Below are 18601 nucleotides of genomic sequence, written 5' to 3'. Positions count from 1 at the left end.
TTAGAAAGAATAGAAAAAGTTATCTTTTTGTATATCTGATTTAGGAATATCCTCTGAGTATTTACCTAAACTAAGAGCTTTATTATAATTTTCTTTCCAAGATGTAAATTCGTGAGTTAAATCTACAAGATATGAAGCAGATTTTGTTATAAGATAAAAATTCTCTGATTTCAAAAGAATTATGTTCGTATCAACAACTTTTTTAAAATCATAATTTATTGAATCGAAATTTGTGTTAAAAAGATTATGATTTTTGATACCTTGTTTATCGATAACATCATCCAACTTTCCTTCTTTAAACCAATCATAAATATCTTTTTCAACAGGACCATAAGGCATAGCTGCATATCTAAAATCAAAATCCAATAAACTTTCATTTTGTTTATTAGTATTAATTGTTGAAAGAAGAAAAATTAACTTTAGACTTTTAAGAATACTTAAATCATTTGATTCACTTTCTCCAAAGGACTCTTTATACCAATCTAAGAATTGAATAAAAATATATTTTGTGTTTAATAGTTTGTCCATGGTATAAATTTCTAACTTTTAAAAACAAAAGTACTATTTTTAATGTTAAAAATATGTTAAAAAAAATTTTTTTAACATATTTTTTTGTATGTAATTGCACTGTAGTATTGCACCACCATATTTATAAAGTGAAAGTTCCCCCCCCCCTATACTTTATAATAACTTAAAAATTTTACAGTTGTATTATTTTATGTGAACAATTGCAACTTCAATTTTAATTCTTTACTCATGATAGCACTATGTCTCCTTGTAAATGTACTTTCACTACATCTTCCTATAATGATTTCTATTCATCTCAATCACTACTGAACCTGGGTAGGTAAAGAATTGTGTCCATCTTTCTCTTTTACAATGCAACACTCCTGAATAACCCCCACCTATTAGGAGAAAACAGGCATTAGACCTTTAAACCCCAGGTAATAGTGGTGGCATAATGGTTTGTGTCTGTGTTTCATTAATTAACAATTAACTCAAAATCAAAAAGACTATGGTAACGATTACGAATTACACCAAAAGAAAAAGAGAAGATGGGACAGCGTTTTGCGTCCTTGAAATTAACAGTGGTATTGAACTTTTACAAAGTCAGACCACAGGTCAGTATTATGCTACTGCCAAGAAATGTTTTATCCCTGCAACCTTTGATGAAGCAGTATGCAGAAGTTTAAAGGGAACTATGATGAAAGGTGACATTATCAAAGTTGAATGTGAACCTTACCAGTACACTATCAAAGAAACAGGAGAACTTATTACCCTGAATCACAGGTATGAGTACACTCCTGATGAAAGTTCACAACTAGCACGCAATAATTATTTAGAGAATTATACAGTCCCAGGTAACCCTGTGAATGCTATTCAGTAAAATCTTAAAATAAGTCCCACTTTTTGTTTCTATATATACATTATACAAAAACTGGGACTTTCCAAGACAAATTTACCTGGAGCCTATAAAGAAAGGGAGTAAATTTTGTCCTTTTCTTTTACTCTATTTTTTCTTGTTTACTGATGTTTACCTTTAAGCATCCCCAGGTAACTATGGCTTTAAATGAAATTAAAGATTGGATATGATTTTATTAATAGCTAAAAGTTTCAACTTATACTTGCTTTTTCATGCAAGTGATTGAACATAATGTCAGAACTTCCAAGTAACCTCTTACTAGAAGATTACACTAACTTTTGGTTTGTTGTAGAGATGATGGTTATAGATGAGGATTACTCTATCACATTTGTGATTTCAGAAAGTTTTACCTCTAGGCTAATGGAAATCTTGTATAAGGTAAAACTACTTGGACACGTCTTACCTGTTTCAATTCTGTTCATGTTAGGCTTGTCAAAATGACATAATAAAGCTAGTTCAGCCTGAGACATCTTTTTCTCCTCTCTTAGCTGTCTTATCCTTTTACCTAACGCTATTTGAAAATCTATTTTCTCCATCAACATAAATTACTGACTTCAAAAGTGGTCAAAAATGATAATATTTTCATTATCATTTTTGATAATTTAATATATTTGTTAAATCTAAATTTTTATAGAAATGAAAAAAATCTATTTGTTATTTATTCTGTTTTTCTTCACTATTGGATACTCTCAATCTTCAGAAGAAGTTTTTAATAAGTTTGTTGATTCTGGAGGAATAGTATGTTTTTACACAAAGAAGGATAGTTCACCCATCCAAAAAGAAGTAAGCATGTTTATTTTTTGGGAAGAAAAGCAAGAGGTTTTAAAAGTCTTGGATAACAGTTTTGCTGAGTATCCTGCAAAATTAGACAGAACTTATATTGAGCAAGGTTTATATATAAAGGAGTATATACCATCAAATCTTCTTAATAATCCTGTTAAAAGAATATTTAAATTTTGCTACAAGGAAGATAGTAAAGAGCCAATAGTTGTGGTGGAAATTACCTATACCTCAAAGGATAACTACACAATTACAAAATATTTTACCTCAGAGTGGGCAAGGTTAACTAACTATAAGTAAACATTGCACAGCTTGGCTGTAAAAGTCAATTTCTCGAATATTCAACATGAAAAAATCTTGTTCAACATGAAACTAAAATCACTATTAATCACAATCACATTTGTACTGGGAATACTATTAGTAGTCTTTGGAATTAAATTCTACCAAGAATCAAATATCGAAGGATATAACCTTGTCAACTATCCTGTACAGATAGTTCTACCAGAAGAATATAAAGAAATAACTCCTGAAAGTAATCTTGTAGGGTATTATAACAAAAGACAGAATAAACTTTACATCGCATTTACTGATGATAGGGAAGATGGTCCAATCAATAAGAACATAGATTCAACCAACATTGCAGACCAGAAGTAATGGTGTTAGAGGTTATTCACTATTACACAGTTCCAGATAATATTGACATTGATAAAGACCTTAAACAGGGAATGTTCATCATAGTTACAACTTCTACATTCTTTTTAAGTAATTGTGTAATAACCTGGCAACTTAGTAATGGTAAGCTATATATCTGTGAGATATACAGTAAGCATGATGAAATTTATGAGAAATCTTATGTAAACCAGATTCTTGAAGATGATAATAAGGTCTTTCATGATTGGATAAACTGTGAAATATTAGCTCCAGGTTATCTAATTCCAGGTAATGCCAAGATTGATGGTTATTTCTCAATTAAAATCAAAAATGGATGCGTAGAAGATGTGAATTTCAAGACAATTCTTGAAGAATATAATCAGAATATGCCCTTGTAAGCAATAATACAGCCACCTCTAATCCAGGTGGCTTTTAACAATTAAAAATCAAAATGATAAATGACATATATGAGCACTTAAAATTCAGACTGGATGATGAACACCAAGATTTTGAGTTTGAAATCATATCTGTACCTCCTTATGAGTTCATAGAAAACAATTTATCTCTCGTCTCTTATGAGTACTTTGGAGAAATAAACGAAATACTAGGTTTAAAGGTAAAACAGGTATTACTGTACTTCAATGCTGACAGGCTAATGAGAGTAGAACTAAAGTATAGAGAAAACAAGGTTGAGAGTCTTAAAAATAAATTAGAAGAATTTACAGTCTCTTTTCCCAGTTCTGTAACTCTGAAACTCTATTATCAGCAAGAGGATAACATGACTATTCTGATGTATCAGAAAGAAGTTCTAAACAGGTTTTACGATTTTGGAGTTAAGAAAACATAATACAAGCTGCACCCCCACATACTTCAAAAAAATTAAAAATGAATACAGAAACAAAAGTATCAGAGATACAGGTAGCATATCATCCTTGTAAAATGTTTGAAGTTACTCTTACTACAAGCAGTGATGTAATAGCAATTATAAGGACAGTGTGGGATGAAGGGAGAATAGAAATGCAGGAAGAAGTAAAGGTTCTTCTTGTAAATTCATCAAATGCAGTGATTGGAGTCTACAACTTGTCTAAAGGTGGAATTACAGCAAGTTTAGTAGATATCAGATTGATTTTATCTGTAGCTTTAAAATGCCTAGCCACAGGGCTTATATTAGTTCATAACCATCCAAGTGGCAATCTTAACCCAAGTAGTGCTGACCTTTCAATAGTAAAGAAGCTTAAGACAGCTTGTACATTACTTGACATTTCCCTCCTTGACAGTATTATTATCACAAAAGAAAGTTATACAAGTTTTAATGATGAAGGACTGTTGTAACAGTTGCAGTTCTTGCAGTTTCTGCAAATTGACTAAAAAATATCTGGGTGAAACATAGGTGAAACATTTTATCAGAATAATACAAGATATTATAAAGAAATGAAAAATAAGAAATCTTTATTTTGTTGAAAATCAGAACAATGAAAAAGAATGAAATGAAATGTAAAGTAACTTTTTTCGTCTCATAATCAGGTGGTCCCTGGTTCGAGCCCAGGTGGGACCACAACCGGATAACCTACAGGTTTTCCGGTTTTTTTGTTTCATCCCTTATGGAAGGTAAGAATTTAAAATAAAGTTAAAATAGTTAAATTTTGTTATTATTTTTTCTATTTTCACTTTAAAATGAAATAATTCTTATTTTTGGAAAATAAAAACACATACCATGAAAATTATACACAATCTTACCGTAATTCTATCGTTTCCCGATACACAGAACCTTATCTGTTATTATTTTAAAAGTGATCCGAAATCTTAATTGTTTTTGGCACTATGTCTTTGGTTGTCACCGAACAATTATAAACTATTTTAATACGTCACGTTTTGACGTTATTGTACATTTTCTTTGTCAGTAAACATTCACATAGGTAAAGTATAGCAACGAAAATTTCAAATTAATATTAAAATAAAATATCAGATATGCTTCCCATTAAACATTCAGGTGGATATCATGGCCGGAAACCACCTAAAAAAAATAAGGCTGAAATCCGAAGTAATTCTACTAAAAAGAAACTTCAAATTATTATAAACCATAAATAAATTACACAAATGACTACAAACAACAACACGTCACAAACGCTGTTCAGATTTTCGGCTCATAGAAATCCTGAACTTTCGGATCCAAAAAATAAAGAAAGAAGATTCATTTTCAGAGACTATAAAGCGCAACACGGTGTCTTTGATGAAAAATTAGATTCATCCACAACACTGAAAAAGTTATGTGAAAGACCTGAAGACATAGCTTTGAATATTCTTTCCGAACAGTCTTTAAAAGAGCAGGATCCTGCATTCTACGATCTGGCAGTCTGGGTTGCCAGAAATAAAGCATCATCTACAAAAAAAGAATTTGATGCAAAATTCAATGAATATAGAGAATCCCAGCAACAGATTATCACTATTGATTCCTCAATTTGGGATAACGTGATTTATCAGGTAGTTACCCAAAAAGATTTTTATGCGAAGGAAACCTTAATACATTTTTTACATCTAAATCACATTTTGTTGCATTATGATGGTAATAGCGATGAACAGTATGAAGATGTTATCAGGGCTAAAGTTGTGCTTCCGAAGGAACTTTTCAAACCGGTAAATAATATTTCCGGAGACAGTGCCGTATCTAGAATGAGCGAAAAGCAGGATAGTCAGATCTTGTATAACGACAAAAATATGCAGTTTGCAGAAGCCCGACTCTTATTAACTAAAAATCAGGAATTAGCCACAAAACTGCAGGCTCAGGAAAACAGCTACAAGAAAGAATATCAGGAAGCGTATAGAGCTGCTACAGAAGCTTACGAACGGCAGGTAAGGCCTATTCGTGCAGAATATGAGAAAAGCGTGGACGAAACAGCCAACAAAAAAGCAGTTGTTGAAAGCAGAATAAAATACATTAATGATTTAACCATCACTAATCCTGATGCTCTTGAAAAAGACCCGAAGCTAAAAGATGACCTGGACAGATTATATGAAGAACTTCTGGAAATTCGTCCTATTTCCCTGGAACTTCCGGAATTTAATTTTATTTATGAGTCTGAAATTCAGGAGGAAGGTCTCATGGAGTCATTAACAACAGAAGAAAAAAATACATTACAAAGAATTTTGGAAGAGGCTTTCACGTCGCTAAGCTCTGTTTCAACTTTTGCTGAAATCAACCAGGCTATTGCTCAGAATAACGTTTCTTTGCAGCAGACAGTTTTACAGAATACGGTTTTGAATAACCAGACTTTTAGCACTATTGGAGGTGTGGTGGTACCTGTAATTAATAATACTTCAAATACCACCGGGCTTATAGGGTATAGTGTAAAAACAAATAACGTATCCAACTCAGCGTGGTACATTATGCTTACTCTGGAAAATTTTGCTTCCAATATAGTTTCGGCAAATTATAAAGCAAATGTTAACGGGACAGAATTTACTTCCAATACAGTAGTTTCATCTTCAAGCGGAACAAGTCTTTTATTCTATAACGGAACTGTCATTCCTGATTCTCAGACTCTGAATATCAACCAGTTTAATCTGAAGGGAACCGTTGTTTTAGCCGATGGTAAAACATACAATATGGATGTTAATTTGGTAAGAGACCCTTCAGATATTAACAGGTTTCTTAAACAGGGCGTTTTTAAAGGAAGCAGTGTATTTAGACCTGCACAGGTAGATATTGAAAACGGAGGGCAGAATACCGAATACAGTGACGATATCTTTATCCCTTTAGGGTTCGGAATGAAAAATATTGGAATTACAGATTACAAGAAAGTAGAGCAGTCCACTTATTGCTATGTTGAAGGAGATGTGGCGCATATAGAAAACATCATGGCAAGGGAATATAAAGAAAGGGCTACCCGAAGATTAAAACGCAGTGAATCCCAGGTTACCACTTCTTCCGAAACAGAAAAAGAAAAGCTGACCGATACAACGTCTACCGAAAGGCACGAAATGCAGAGCGAAATTGCAAAAATCCTTCAGGAATCTAAAGATTTTGCTGCGCAGGCAGGATTTAATGCTTCATGGGGATTTGGTGATAATAAATACGGCTTAAGCGTCGGAGCGAATTATGCGACTCACAATTCCAAAGAAGAAAGCAACCGGCAGGCTGTTACGGAAGCCAAAGACATTACGGCAAGAGCTCTGGACAGAATCGTGACCAAAGTAAAAGAAGAACGTATCGATAAAATTATTGAAGAGTTTGAAGAAAACAACAAACACGGCTTTGATAATACCAAAGGAAGCAGCCATGTTGTAGGTGTTTACCGGTGGGTAGATAAAGTGGTTAAAAACCAGATCTACAATTATGGAAAAAGAATGATGTTTGAATTCATGATTCCTGAACCTGCTAAGCTGCATAATCTTGGGATGAAGATTTCCAATAATTCAGAAAACCAATTGATAAAACCGGTTGACCCTAGAGAGTCTTCAATACAAAAAATAGAAAACTTTTCTTTCCTGCAAGATGAAACAAAATTAAAATATTGGATCAGTAAGTTTAATGTAGAGATCGAAATTCCGGAAAATACTCTTGTTTTAAGTAAATCTTATTCTGATACAAAGATTGGAGGAGATGAGCATTTCAATAAAACTGAATCAATTACAATTCCTGACGGATATATTGCTACACATGGATATGCAAATGGACATTTTAAATATGACAATGATTCAACGCAGCAACACTCTTATGGTGTAGGTATCGGTCAACATGTTTATTGTAAAGGAAACCAATATGCAAATGGCGAATTTGGTGATATTTATTTTTCTTTGGATAATGTAGCTAAATCAATAAATGTTACTTACCATGCAACAAATTATCATGCTATGACAGTTGGGTTTAATATTCATTGCAAATTATCTGTTGAAGCTAAGAACAGCTGGTTGCAAAAAGTATTCAACAAAATCATTGAAGCCTACGAAACAGAACTTGCAAAATACGAACAGGCACTCGCTGAAATAAAAGCAATGGGTGTTCAGATCAAAGGTTCCAATCCGGGCTTTTACCGAAAAATTGAAAATACGATTCTGAGAAGAAACTGTATTTCGTACATGCTCAACCAGAGTCCGGGGGCAGACCTTACTTTCGGTAAGAAAAGATACTATACGAATGACGGAGCATTAGAAGAAACTTTTACCAACACCGATATTTTGGTAGATGGAAAATTAGACCGGTATGCAGCTTTCATTAAATTCATGGAGCAGGCTTTTGAGTGGGAAATTATGAGCTACTATTTTTATCCGTACTATTGGGGAGAAAGAAAATCATGGGCAGATCTTTATCAGTTTGATGATAACGATCCTGTATTCAGATCCTTTATGCAGTCGGGAATGGCGAGGGTAATCGTTACAGTTCGTCCGGGATTTGAAGAAGCGGTAAGACATTTCTTAGCTACCGGACAAATCTGGAATGGCGGTGAGGTTCCGGTAATTGATGATCCGTTGTTCTTATCCATTGTAGATGAGATGCGTTCACCAAAAGCAACCAAAGAAGGCGAACCGTGGAGAGAAAAAATCCCGACTTCCCTTACGATCCTTCAGGCAGATTCTATAGGCCTGAGAGTAGAAAAAGCATTGCCGTGCAACTGTGAACCCGGAGTGAAATTTGATGACAACCTAGGCGAAATGTGCGGAAGCAATTTTGAACTGAATACCAATCAGATTGGCCAGTCTAATGACAAGTGGATGGAGATAAGCTTTAATGAAATGGATCAATTAGAAAGCTTTAAAACCATAGGAGATGCTGATGATCAAGATTTTTTCAAAAAGAAATATGAATGTTTAGGTAATTCAATCATGATAGATAGAGATGCTAATTGGCTAAAAACAGATTCTATTACTAAGGCTTATAGAGCTTTAGCAGATGAAATTTCACAAATCGAAGGTTTAGAGGCATATCCTACCGGAGAAAATGGAATTACTTTCAAAATTAACGTCACTAAGATTAAGAATTTTAGTTTTAAGAAAGGTAATTTCGGAGAACCTCTAGATGTATTGAGATTTACTGTCAATACCGAGGAAGAATATTTAAAAATTTATTCTCCCGAATTCGATTCCTATGGTGAAAGAATTTTAGACAAGAACGGACAAAAGCTTTCTAAGTCAGATTTTACAGACAAAGCTCTTCTAAGTAAGTTTTTACTATAATTAAATCACTATTATGAGTCGCGTAAAAAACGAGTCTATTTGGCAGCACGAAAAAGTGCTGCCTTATATACTCACAACTCTGAAAGATAAGATTAATGACATTACTACCGTGGAAAAGATTATGCTTTTCGGAAGTAGAGGAAGACTTCCTGTAGAACGCTGGAATGAGCTTGAAGGAAAGGATTGGGATATTTTGGTACAGGCTAAATGCAAATTGAAAAATGCAGATATTTTAGTTAATAAAAACTTTTATATAGATCTTCTAGTATTAGACGAATCTAGAGTTAATGAACTTTATGAACATATTAAAACCAAACAACTTTTTCCCGTAAATGAATTGGAATTTTTAATCACTAAACACACAAATGATGGGAAATTTTGACGACGAGTTCGGAGATTTATCTGGATACAAAATACTTTCTTTTGAAGAAGTAACCCAAGGATTTGAAGGAAATAAAAATTTTTTTCCCAGTTCCTTCGGAAGTTTTAATAACAATATTAGTTATCAGAACGATGAGTATATTAACCTTACCATACTATTGGGTAATATCAAAACAGCCAATGGAAGCAATGGAATAATGCAATATGTTTACCAGGAATATCAGCAGGATATTGCTCAAACCTATATTATGGATGGGCAGAATCACATTGATCTTTCCGCCAGAATAGGATTGAAAAATGGAGTAGTAAAAGTTTCTAATAAATTTTCAAGAGACCGCCCTTATATGGAAGTCTTTTTTGACGAAAATGATAAGCTTACTTACGTTCTGACATTTTGCTATGTTGATACCCATGATACAGCAATAGAACTACGGACACATTCTTTTCAGGAATACAGGAATTTATTACTGTATCTAAATTATGGAGATGTAGAAAAGGACTATGATGCTTCTACTTTTTTCATCAGGGAGTTTACCAATTTTTTAACAAGTTCAGAAAGTTCTGATGATTTGTATCAGGTATATGGAGATTTACCAACAAGTTTTATAGTAAAGATTCAGCTTTCAACAGATGTTGTGGCTAAACATCTGAAAATATTAACCAAAGAAGATGACACCGGTTGGTTTAGCTGGACAAGAGACACCAGCTCCCTTCTTATAAAGGTAATGGGAATGTTCAGAAAATTTCAGGAAGCTGCTGATTATTTTTGGAAAAACCCAAAAGTTCTTACTGAAATTTATGATAACCTTGACGGGCGTTCTGAGATATTGGGACAGTCTATGTCTAACAGGATTTTGTTTGCTTCCGTACTCAATAAGTTTGCTGCAAGTGATAAAAATGCTAAGAGGAAAATAACACCCAATGCATTGGTCAGCACGGGCAGTTATTTTATAGAATCCAATATTTTGGAATTGAATGATACCCTGAATACAATGAAAGGGATTATGAGTTTCGATTGGGATTTTGATTATAAAGATGCCGTCTTTCTGCAACAGAAAAGAAAAGTGAAGCAGAATGTAAAGATAGTCCCGAAAGAAGGAGATCCGCTAGCTGAAGAAACCGTAACTGAGGATGTAGATCCCGGATATCTCTATCATCCCATGAATTTGGTCTGTTATTCATATGATTCAGAAACCGGGCAAAAGGCAGAACTGGTGACCGCTCTTTTTATAAAAGCACTGGCAGATGAAAAAGAGTGGACAGAAGTATTGAAATACATACGCATTGGCGGAGATATTTTTGCAATTATTGCAGGACTTTTCACAATGGGTGCTGCTGGTGAACTTTCTTTATTGGCCATTACAGATTTAGCTTTAGCGAGTGTTGATTTATCTTTGATGGACGAAGACGTCCGGAAGTGGCTCTCTCAATATCCGGAAGGCAAATGGTTTGTAGAGAACTGGGATTTAATTTATGCTTTAGTAGGGGCAGGGATTATGAGTGTGGTGATAATGGAGGGCATTCTCACCTATGGACCTGTGCTTTTGGAGAATTTAAAGAATCTGAAAAACGTTAAAGGCAATTACCGTATTTTTACAGAACAGCTGGAGAAATTAATAACCGAACTGGATGCCTACAAAGCAAGAAATGCGGCTAATGTAATAGAAGAAGTGGTTTTAATGGGCGAGAAGAATGGATTATTGCAAAAACTTGTGAAATTCTTTTCATCTTCAGATGCAAATTTTGAGTATATAATACAAAACCTTACTCAGAAGAGAATTTCTGTAAGAAAAGCTGGAGATAATCTTTATGAAGTTTATTATAAATGGTATTTAGTAACAACAGGTACGGAAGCAGAGGTAGGAGCTTTTTTAAGCAGGGTGTATTATGCTTCACCTGCAAAAGCGACAGAGTTTATACAACGTGTGCTTATAGAATCACTTACAGATTTTGAGAAAGCTGGTTTGCTTAAAAGTATATATCATTATTACAAAGGTTTGAAATATAGAATTTTGATATATAAAGATGAGATAATTTGGAAAGTTGCAGATGAGAGATTTGTTTGGGAGAATTCGGCAAGAGTATGGGGAGGTGAACTAGAATTTGATTTTAATACCTATGGAGTAAAAGGATTAGGACAAAAATTTACCGATGAAGCCTTTAACCATTTTGGAAACAAAATAAAAACAATAAAGGTAGAATGGAAACAATTACCAGATTATCCTGGTGGAGAATCTTTGGGATATAAACAGTTTTATGAAGTATTTGATGAGACTTATGATAAATTTAAAGCGGTAAAATCGACTACTTTTTACAAAACTATGAGTAAAAAAGGTTTTACTAAAATTAAAGATACCTATGAAGAAGAAAATTCAGTAAAAACAATTTTAACTAAATAATTTTAAAATGAAACCACATTATTTAATATTTAATATTGAAAATAAAGTTAGAAACTTTACCGATAGTTTAGATGATACCTTCGAAAGATTTGCTATTTTGAAATTAAAGCCAGTCATTGAAGAAAGTATAAAACAACGAATTTACGCAGAGCAAGATTTTGAAGTTACAGTACAGGAGCTTCAACAGATACTTCCAACTTTAGACAAGAGAATAGAAGAGTTAGTAAAGCATCCGGATTTTAATCCTTTTAAAGAAGAATTAAGAAAAAGATATCCAGAGCAATATGGAAGTCAGCCTTTTAAATTTAAAGGAACTACATATTTTCTTTATCATAAAGGAAGAGAATTTTATGTGGATAGTATGATTTATGGTGCTTTAGGATTCAAAAAACTAATTGAAGATCATATTGCAGCGAATAAACCTTTAAGATATGTTTATAAAGAATAATAGAATTGGCCGTTTCATAAATGAAACGGTTTTTATTTTAAAAACTTGGAACAAAAATTCACACATGAAGCCTTTAACCATTTTGGAAACAAAATAAAAACAATAAAGGTAGAATGGAAACAATTACCAGATTATCCTGGTGGAGAATCTTTAGGCTATAAACAGTTTAATAAAGTTTTTGAAGATACGTATGATATGTACGAAGCTGCTGAATCAACAACATTTTATAAAACAATGAGCAAAAAGAGGATTCAATAAAATCAAAGATGTTTATATTACAAACGATAATTCAATAAGAACAATTTTAACAAAATAAAAAATGAAACCATATTATCTAGCATTTAATACAAAAAATAAATTAGTTTCTGGACTTGATACTGACCGTTTATTCAAGGAATATTCAGAATTAGATATTAGTTTAGAATTAAAAGAAAATATAAAACAAAGAATTTATGCAGAGCAAGATTTTGAAGTTACAGTACAGGAACTTCAACGGATACTTCCAACTTTAAACAAGAGAATAGAAGAGTTAGTAAAACATCCCGATTTTAATGCTTTTAAGGAGGAATTAAGACAAAGATATCCTGAACAATACGGAAGTCAACCTTTTAAATTTAACGGAACTACATACTATCTTTATCACAAAGGAAGAGAGTTTTATGTGGATAGCTTAATTTATGGAGTTTTAGGATTCAAAAAACTAATTGAAGAGCATATTGCTGCTAATAAACCTTTAAGATATGTTTATAAAGAATGAAGTTGTTTAAACTTTAATACAAATGAATAAAATATTTTCAATAGAAACAATTAAAACTTACCGGAAAGGAGTATATCGGAAATTATTAATAAATTTTTAAACTCCGAGCATAACCTTTCTCGAGAATTATCGATTTTACAAATTGCTTTAAGAATAAATGAAAACTATGTAGAATATTCGAAGTTACTATTAAATGAAATGAAGATATCCATTTTAAAAATGATTTTAAATTGGGAGTAAAGTCCGCTTGGACATTGTCCGTTGCTCTTATTGAGAATTTAATTCCTGAGGATTATCCCAAAATTAAAAAAAAATTGATAAATGGATGAAGAAGAAAAAAAGATTTGTTAGATTGGTTCAAGCATCACCCAGATCACTGCAAAGTTTTAAAGGAAGTAAACTTTAATCAATAATGCCACTTCTATCGAGGAGTGGTTTTCTTATAAAAATTCTAATTACACAGCTTAAAAGTATATACATTAACCCAATTGGAGGAATATAAAATGGTAGATTAATTATTAAAAATTTAGAATAATGGAAAATTGCTAAAGAGTATGTATTTAGCTGGAGGCAGCAAAATGCAGGCATTTTTTAGAAAAAATTAACTGTTAGATTTGCAATGTATAAATAATACTTTCTTTTAAGGAAGTAACTCAGGGATTTGAAGGAAACAAAAACCTTTGTATGGAATTTCAAAAAGCCAAACCCAATCTCACCTAAAAAACGGATTATACGTCTTCTCAAACCCAATACTCGTCGGATTTCCATGGCCCGAAAAAACCTTGGTTTCCGGGTCGAGGATAAAAAGTTTAGTTCTTATTCCTTCAATCAGCTGCTCGTAATTCCCTTTAAAAAGATCGGTTCGGCCGATGCTTCCTTCGAAAAGTACGTCTCCGGAAATTATGAATTTTTGCGCCTCGTTATGGTAGACCACACTTCCCGGAGAATGGCCCGGAACATGATAAATTTTGAATCTTTCACCATCCAGGTCCAGTTGGTCATTTTCATCAATATAGCGAATATCTGCATGAATATGCTCAAGCTCCATCCCGAAACGCATTCCGCTGATCTGGAACATGTCAAGCACTTCTTTATCATCCTTATGCATAAAAACAGGTACTTTAAAAGTATCGGAAGCCCACTGAAGTCCTAAGATATGATCAATATGAGCGTGTGTTAAAAGGATTTTTTCAATGTTCAGTTCATTTTCCCTGATGAAATTTCCTATGGATTTGGTTTCCGAATCACTCATATTTCCCGGATCGATCAGCCAGGCATTTTTGTGTTCATTATAAACAATATAAGTATTCTCACTGGCAAAATTGAATACGAAACCTTGTATCTGGAGCATATGGTATTTATTTTTCAAAAAACAAATGTAGGAACAAAAGTTTGGGTGTAAAAGATCCGTAACAAAATATTTAGCATTAAAATGTCATTAAAAACCTTCTGGTCACTTCAAAGATCTCTCATTTTTCTTTATCTTCGTCATAATGAAAACTTTGCAAATAATTTTACTTGCCCTGAGCGGATTTGTTTTTGGACAGAATATCCAGAGCATTCAGCTGTTTAATCCCCAGACCAATGATGAAACACCGGTTATTTACTTTAACCAGCAGTTGGTTTTAAGCTTTGATGACCTCACCAATGCCAGCGAAATTTACAGATATACCATAAAACATTATAACAGAAACTGGGAAGATGACAATCTCTTCTTTACCGAATACGCCACAGGAAGTTTAAATGCTTTGCTGGATAGGTTTCAGTATTCCTTTAATACGCTCCAGTCATACACTCATTATAAACTTACGTTTCCGAATGATAAAATGCAGCTTAAAATTTCAGGAAATTATGAAATTATTGTTTATAAAAACTCTGCAGACAAACCATTATTCAAACGCAGGTTTTACCTTGTGGAAGATGCTGCAACGTTAGCTCTGGGAATTTCAAGATTCGCTGATGCAAGAAATCCCGATGCCAACCAAAGAGTAGAGGTAAAGGCGGTTTCCAAGGGCGGAGATCTCTCTTCCAACGTAAACTCAATGACGCTCAATGTCATGCAGAATAACAATCCTAATGTTACGGTAAATAATTTAAGACCAAGCGCTACACTCGGAAACCAATTGTTGTTCCAGCAGCTGTCTCTGGTCTTTCCCGGAAATAATGAATTTTATTATTTCGATAATAAAAACATGAATATGGCAGCAGATATGGTGCGCGCCACAGAAGTAAAAGACGGAGTAAATAATACTTATCTTCATCCTGTCTGGGCTTTTCCGCTGAATTACCAATATCAGCCTGATGTGAATGGTGCATGGTACTACAGGAGAAATGATCTGGGAAGAGAGAGGGATGCAGAGAGAGAAGCAGACTATTCCTGGGTGCATTTTTCACTCGAATCGGATCCTGTGGATAAAGAAATTTATGTCTTGGGAGGCTTCAACGATTTCAAACCCAGTAAAGAAAACCTGATGCAATACGATGCTGAAAACAAAAAATATGTTGCCAGAATATATCTCAAACAAGGTTTCTACAACTATATTCTCGCTACAAAAAATCCTGGAGGCTCCCTTAATTTTGGTGAGGTCAATGGTAACTTCTGGCAGACGGAAAACTTATACCAGGCATTTCTGTATTACGCTCCGTTCGGAAGAAATTATGATGGTTTGATAGGCTATGGTGAATTCAGAACCCCGGTAAGATAATATTTATCTAAATTTAATTTAAATATTAAAGCAGCCTAAAAGAACCTTTAAGGTTAGCTTGGTAGTTTGTCATAAAAATAAAAAACCTCACCGACAAATCGGCAAGGCTTAATATAATAATAGTCTGGAAATCAGTTTAATTTTTAAATATAGCTGTTATAAAAAGCGTTTTCTCATTTTCAAAAACATAATGAATATTCACCGGGAAATGTTCCATAGCACACACGTTGATACCTGAAGGTTTCCCGGGATGCTCTGCTATACCGTTGATAGAAGTTTTCAGACTTTCCAGAAAATCGATTCCTTTTTGTTTGTTTTCTGCGCCAAAAACCCTCATCAAAAGCCTTATGTCATTTTTTGCAATAGAAGAAAGGAGGACTTTCATTATGCACAATACTTTTTCAGCTCCGAAATATTTTCATAAAAATCCAGTTTTGTAGAGGGGTTTTCGTTATGAAACCGGATTCTATATAAGATTTCCTCCATATAGAATGGTGAAATCGAAGGGGTATTCCTTTCTTCAAAGCTTTCCATCATTTTTGCAAAAGCTTCTAAAGCATCAGGACTAAAGTTTTCAATCTTTCTTTTTAAAATTTCTGCAGTTGGGCTCATCATTTTTTAATTTTTAAGGGTGATGATATTGTTTTGATGGGGTAAAGGTAAGAAAAATATATAAAATTTCTAAAATAAATAGTAAATAATAAGGGTGTGTTTTGAAAATTTATGTTTTTTTTAAAAAAAAAGTAGGTGGAAATAGGGGGTAGTGTCAAGTTTTATATAAAAAAAGAGCCTTCGATTTCGAAGGCTTATTGTTAAATTAAACTAGATAAAATTCATTGAGTTTTTCCTCACATAATGTTTTTACAACTTCAATCCATCGGTCTTCGTCATTCAAACAGGGAATATAGTGGAAGTTCTCGCCACCGGCATCAGTAAACTGATGTTTTCCTTCAACCGAAATTTCTTCCAGGGTTTCAAGACAGTCTGAAACAAAAGCAGGACAGACAACAGCAAGATTTTTAATTCCTCTCTTAGGAATGGTTTCAAAGGTTTCATCTGTATAAGGTTCGATCCATTTGTCTTTTCCAAGCCTGGACTGGAAAGAGACGATCACTTTTTCCTTCGGCAGATTTAGTCTTTCAATAACAGTTTCTGTTGTTTTAAAGCACTGGTGGCGGTAGCAGAACTGATGACTGGGATTATTTTCCCTGGTACAGCAGTCGTTAAGGTTGCAGGTTTTTGTGGGATCTGTTTTAAAAATGTGTCTCTCCGGAACGCCATGATAAGAGAACTGCAGCGCGTCGAAATTTTCAGGAAGCTTTTCCCGGATGCTTTCTGCAAGGCAGTTGATGTAAATCTCACGGTTATAAAACGGTTGGATATAATTGATTTTCAAACCCGGAAACTTCTGCTTTCTTACTTCTTCAGCTTTTTCAATCACTGTTTCCGTGGTGCTCATGGCATATTGCGGATACAGTGGGAAAAGAACAATTTCAGTAGCACCTTTTTCAACAAGGCTTCGGATTCCCGTTTCTATGCTTGGCTCGGCGTACCTCATCCCGATTTCCACGGGCACATCTACCAGTTTCTGTAATTTCTTCCGGATTTTTTCAGTAATAACGATCAAAGGAGAACCTTCATCCGTCCAGACGGTTTTATATGCTTCAGCAGACTTCGGAGGCCGTGTTTTCAGGATAATTCCCTGCACAAGAAGTGCGCGGAAGATCCATCTGTAGTCAATTACCCTTTCGTCCATCAGGAACTCGTCAAGATATTCCTTTACATCCTTTACGTCTGTAGATCTTGGCGAACCGAGGTTTACCAATAAAATTCCTTTTTTTGAGTTGGAAGATTCTTTCTGCAAGATTTTTAATTTAAAGTTTACTATTCTTCTTCGGATTCTTAGCTTGGTTTTTAAATTATCCGTTAACAGCTTCTACGCGTTCCACAAGATCAGGAACAAATTGTTTTAGAATATTCTCAATTCCGTTTTTTAAAGTAGCGGTAGAGCTCGGACAGCCTGAACACGCTCCCTGCAGCAGCATTCTTGCGGTTTTGTTTTCCTGGTCGTATTCCATTAGGGAAATTTTTCCGCCGTCGTTTTCTACGGCTGGCGCAACATATTCATTCAGGATATCAGAGATTTTCTGCTCATCTGCGGTGTAATCTCTGTTAATGATTTTTTCTACAGGATTTTCGTGTTTCTGAGCTTCAATGTTGGAAATTTCTCCTCCGTTCTGAAGATATTCTGCAATCAGGGCACGAACAGTCATCATGACCTGGTGCCACTCTACAGAATTATCTCTTGTTACCGCCACAAAATTATCAGAAATAAAAACTTCTTTGGCAAAATCAAATTCCTTAAAAATAGCCTGTGCTAAAGGAACTCCTTCTGCTGCATCCCTTGATTTTACTTCTACGAAACCTTCCATCAGCAATTTGTTGGCGACAAACTTCATAACATTGGGATTCGGAGTCATTTCAGCATAAATCTGGTAAAGCTCTTTTTTCTTCTGGAGATATATTCTCGGGTTGGCCAGAAGTTCATCTTCAATAACGTTTTTCAGGCTTTCCGCCACATGTTCCCATTCAATAGTGTCCTGTTTTGCAACCGCTACAAAATTAGCCGTAATAAAAATTCTTTCCACGAACGGATAGTTAAAAAGCTCCTGCGCCAAAGGAATTTCCGAAATGTCCGAATCCCTGTCCAGTTCCAGCGAACCGGGAATCAGGTTGTAATCCGCAACAAATTTCATCACTTTTGGGTTTTCAGTCGGCTCTATAAGTATAGTATGCATTTTTTCTTTAAATTTGAGATACAAAAATACGCAATTAGAAATTAGAACTTAGGGGTTGGAAGTTAGATTTTTGCTATCGGCATGATTT

The 18601-nt window shown here is 34.1% G+C and carries 20 protein-coding genes; 13 read left to right on the top strand and 7 right to left on the bottom strand.

All coding sequences use genetic code 11. The features are described 5' to 3' along the window. Positions 1-528, bottom strand: a complete 528-nt coding sequence (locus tag ACYT6F_RS02175) for a type II toxin-antitoxin system antitoxin SocA domain-containing protein (RefSeq protein WP_472599686.1) — start codon at positions 526-528, stop codon at positions 1-3. A gap of 487 nt (positions 529-1015) precedes the next feature. Between ACYT6F_RS02175 and ACYT6F_RS02170 the strand changes: the two genes are divergently transcribed. Continuing rightward, positions 1016-1387, top strand: a complete 372-nt coding sequence (locus tag ACYT6F_RS02170; RefSeq protein WP_472599685.1) for a hypothetical protein — start codon at positions 1016-1018, stop codon at positions 1385-1387. A gap of 350 nt (positions 1388-1737) precedes the next feature. Here the strand turns inward: ACYT6F_RS02170 and ACYT6F_RS02165 are convergent, their stop codons facing one another. Further along, positions 1738-1893, bottom strand: a complete 156-nt coding sequence (locus ACYT6F_RS02165) for a helix-turn-helix domain-containing protein (protein ID WP_472601094.1) — start codon at positions 1891-1893, stop codon at positions 1738-1740. Positions 1894-2059: 166 nt separating this feature from the next. On the opposite strand from ACYT6F_RS02165, the gene ACYT6F_RS02160 reads away from it, so the two are divergent. The 11 genes from ACYT6F_RS02160 (at position 2060) to ACYT6F_RS02110 (ending at position 13010) form a co-directional block, all read left to right on the top strand. Beyond that, positions 2060-2503 (top strand): hypothetical protein, encoded by a 444-nt coding sequence (locus ACYT6F_RS02160; RefSeq protein ID WP_472599684.1) that lies wholly within the window; start codon positions 2060-2062, stop codon positions 2501-2503. Positions 2504-2569: 66 nt separating this feature from the next. Further along, the gene (locus ACYT6F_RS02155) at positions 2570-2857 is read left to right on the top strand and encodes a hypothetical protein (RefSeq protein WP_472599682.1); all 288 of its coding nucleotides are present in this window, start codon (positions 2570-2572) and stop codon (positions 2855-2857) included. Next, positions 2857-3252 (top strand): hypothetical protein, encoded by a 396-nt coding sequence (locus ACYT6F_RS02150; protein WP_472599681.1) that lies wholly within the window; start codon positions 2857-2859, stop codon positions 3250-3252. The genes ACYT6F_RS02155 and ACYT6F_RS02150 overlap by 1 nt, the downstream gene beginning before the upstream one ends. A 53-nt stretch (positions 3253-3305) precedes the next feature. Then, positions 3306-3701 carry a hypothetical protein gene (locus ACYT6F_RS02145; RefSeq protein WP_472599680.1) on the top strand — a complete coding sequence of 132 codons (396 nt, stop codon included), beginning with the start codon at positions 3306-3308 and terminating at the stop codon, positions 3699-3701. A gap of 38 nt (positions 3702-3739) precedes the next feature. Continuing rightward, complete coding sequence (locus tag ACYT6F_RS02140; RefSeq protein WP_472599679.1) at positions 3740-4186, top strand: JAB domain-containing protein; 447 nt, start codon at positions 3740-3742, stop codon at positions 4184-4186. Between the two features lie 765 nt (positions 4187-4951). Next, entirely contained in the window at positions 4952-9025 is a 4074-nt protein-coding gene (locus ACYT6F_RS02135; protein ID WP_472599678.1) for a hypothetical protein, read from the top strand. Between the two features lie 13 nt (positions 9026-9038). Then, on the top strand, positions 9039-9407 hold the full coding sequence (locus ACYT6F_RS02130; protein WP_472599677.1) for a hypothetical protein: 369 nt from the start codon (positions 9039-9041) through the stop codon (positions 9405-9407). After that, positions 9391-11805 carry a hypothetical protein gene (locus ACYT6F_RS02125; RefSeq protein WP_472599676.1) on the top strand — a complete coding sequence of 805 codons (2415 nt, stop codon included), beginning with the start codon at positions 9391-9393 and terminating at the stop codon, positions 11803-11805. The genes ACYT6F_RS02130 and ACYT6F_RS02125 overlap by 17 nt, the downstream gene beginning before the upstream one ends. A 7-nt stretch (positions 11806-11812) precedes the next feature. Continuing rightward, entirely contained in the window at positions 11813-12253 is a 441-nt protein-coding gene (locus ACYT6F_RS02120; protein ID WP_472599675.1) for a hypothetical protein, read from the top strand. A 45-nt stretch (positions 12254-12298) separates the two neighbouring features. Continuing rightward, positions 12299-12511: a hypothetical protein gene (locus ACYT6F_RS02115; protein ID WP_472599674.1), complete on the top strand. Its 213-nt coding sequence runs from the start codon at positions 12299-12301 to the stop codon at positions 12509-12511. A 61-nt stretch (positions 12512-12572) separates the two neighbouring features. After that, positions 12573-13010: a hypothetical protein gene (locus tag ACYT6F_RS02110; RefSeq protein WP_472599673.1), complete on the top strand. Its 438-nt coding sequence runs from the start codon at positions 12573-12575 to the stop codon at positions 13008-13010. Between the two features lie 712 nt (positions 13011-13722). Here ACYT6F_RS02110 and ACYT6F_RS02105 read toward each other — a convergent pair. Beyond that, complete coding sequence (locus ACYT6F_RS02105) at positions 13723-14361, bottom strand: MBL fold metallo-hydrolase (protein ID WP_472599672.1); 639 nt, start codon at positions 14359-14361, stop codon at positions 13723-13725. A gap of 142 nt (positions 14362-14503) precedes the next feature. Here ACYT6F_RS02105 and ACYT6F_RS02100 point away from each other — a divergent pair, with 142 nt between their 5' ends. Beyond that, a complete protein-coding gene (locus ACYT6F_RS02100; protein WP_472599671.1) occupies positions 14504-15715 on the top strand; it encodes a type IX secretion system plug protein in 1212 nt (403 codons plus the stop codon). A 136-nt stretch (positions 15716-15851) separates the two neighbouring features. Here ACYT6F_RS02100 and ACYT6F_RS02095 read toward each other — a convergent pair whose 3' ends face one another. The 4 genes from ACYT6F_RS02095 to ACYT6F_RS02080 form a co-directional block, all read right to left on the bottom strand. After that, positions 15852-16100: a hypothetical protein gene (locus ACYT6F_RS02095; RefSeq protein ID WP_472599670.1), complete on the bottom strand. Its 249-nt coding sequence runs from the start codon at positions 16098-16100 to the stop codon at positions 15852-15854. Then, positions 16100-16330, bottom strand: coding sequence for a hypothetical protein (locus ACYT6F_RS02090; protein ID WP_472599669.1), 231 nt, complete (start codon positions 16328-16330; stop codon positions 16100-16102). Before ACYT6F_RS02090 ends, ACYT6F_RS02095 begins: the two co-directional genes overlap by 1 nt. 202 nt (positions 16331-16532) lie before the next feature. Beyond that, positions 16533-17579, bottom strand: coding sequence for a ferrochelatase (hemH, locus tag ACYT6F_RS02085; protein ID WP_472599668.1), 1047 nt, complete (start codon positions 17577-17579; stop codon positions 16533-16535). A gap of 55 nt (positions 17580-17634) precedes the next feature. After that, positions 17635-18513: a NifU family protein gene (locus tag ACYT6F_RS02080; RefSeq protein WP_169229285.1), complete on the bottom strand. Its 879-nt coding sequence runs from the start codon at positions 18511-18513 to the stop codon at positions 17635-17637. Positions 18514-18601 lie beyond the last annotated feature (88 nt).

The sequence above is a fragment of the Chryseobacterium sp. NG-CE01 genome, from assembly GCF_055695505.1.
This window is presented reverse-complemented; position numbering and strand designations above follow the sequence as displayed.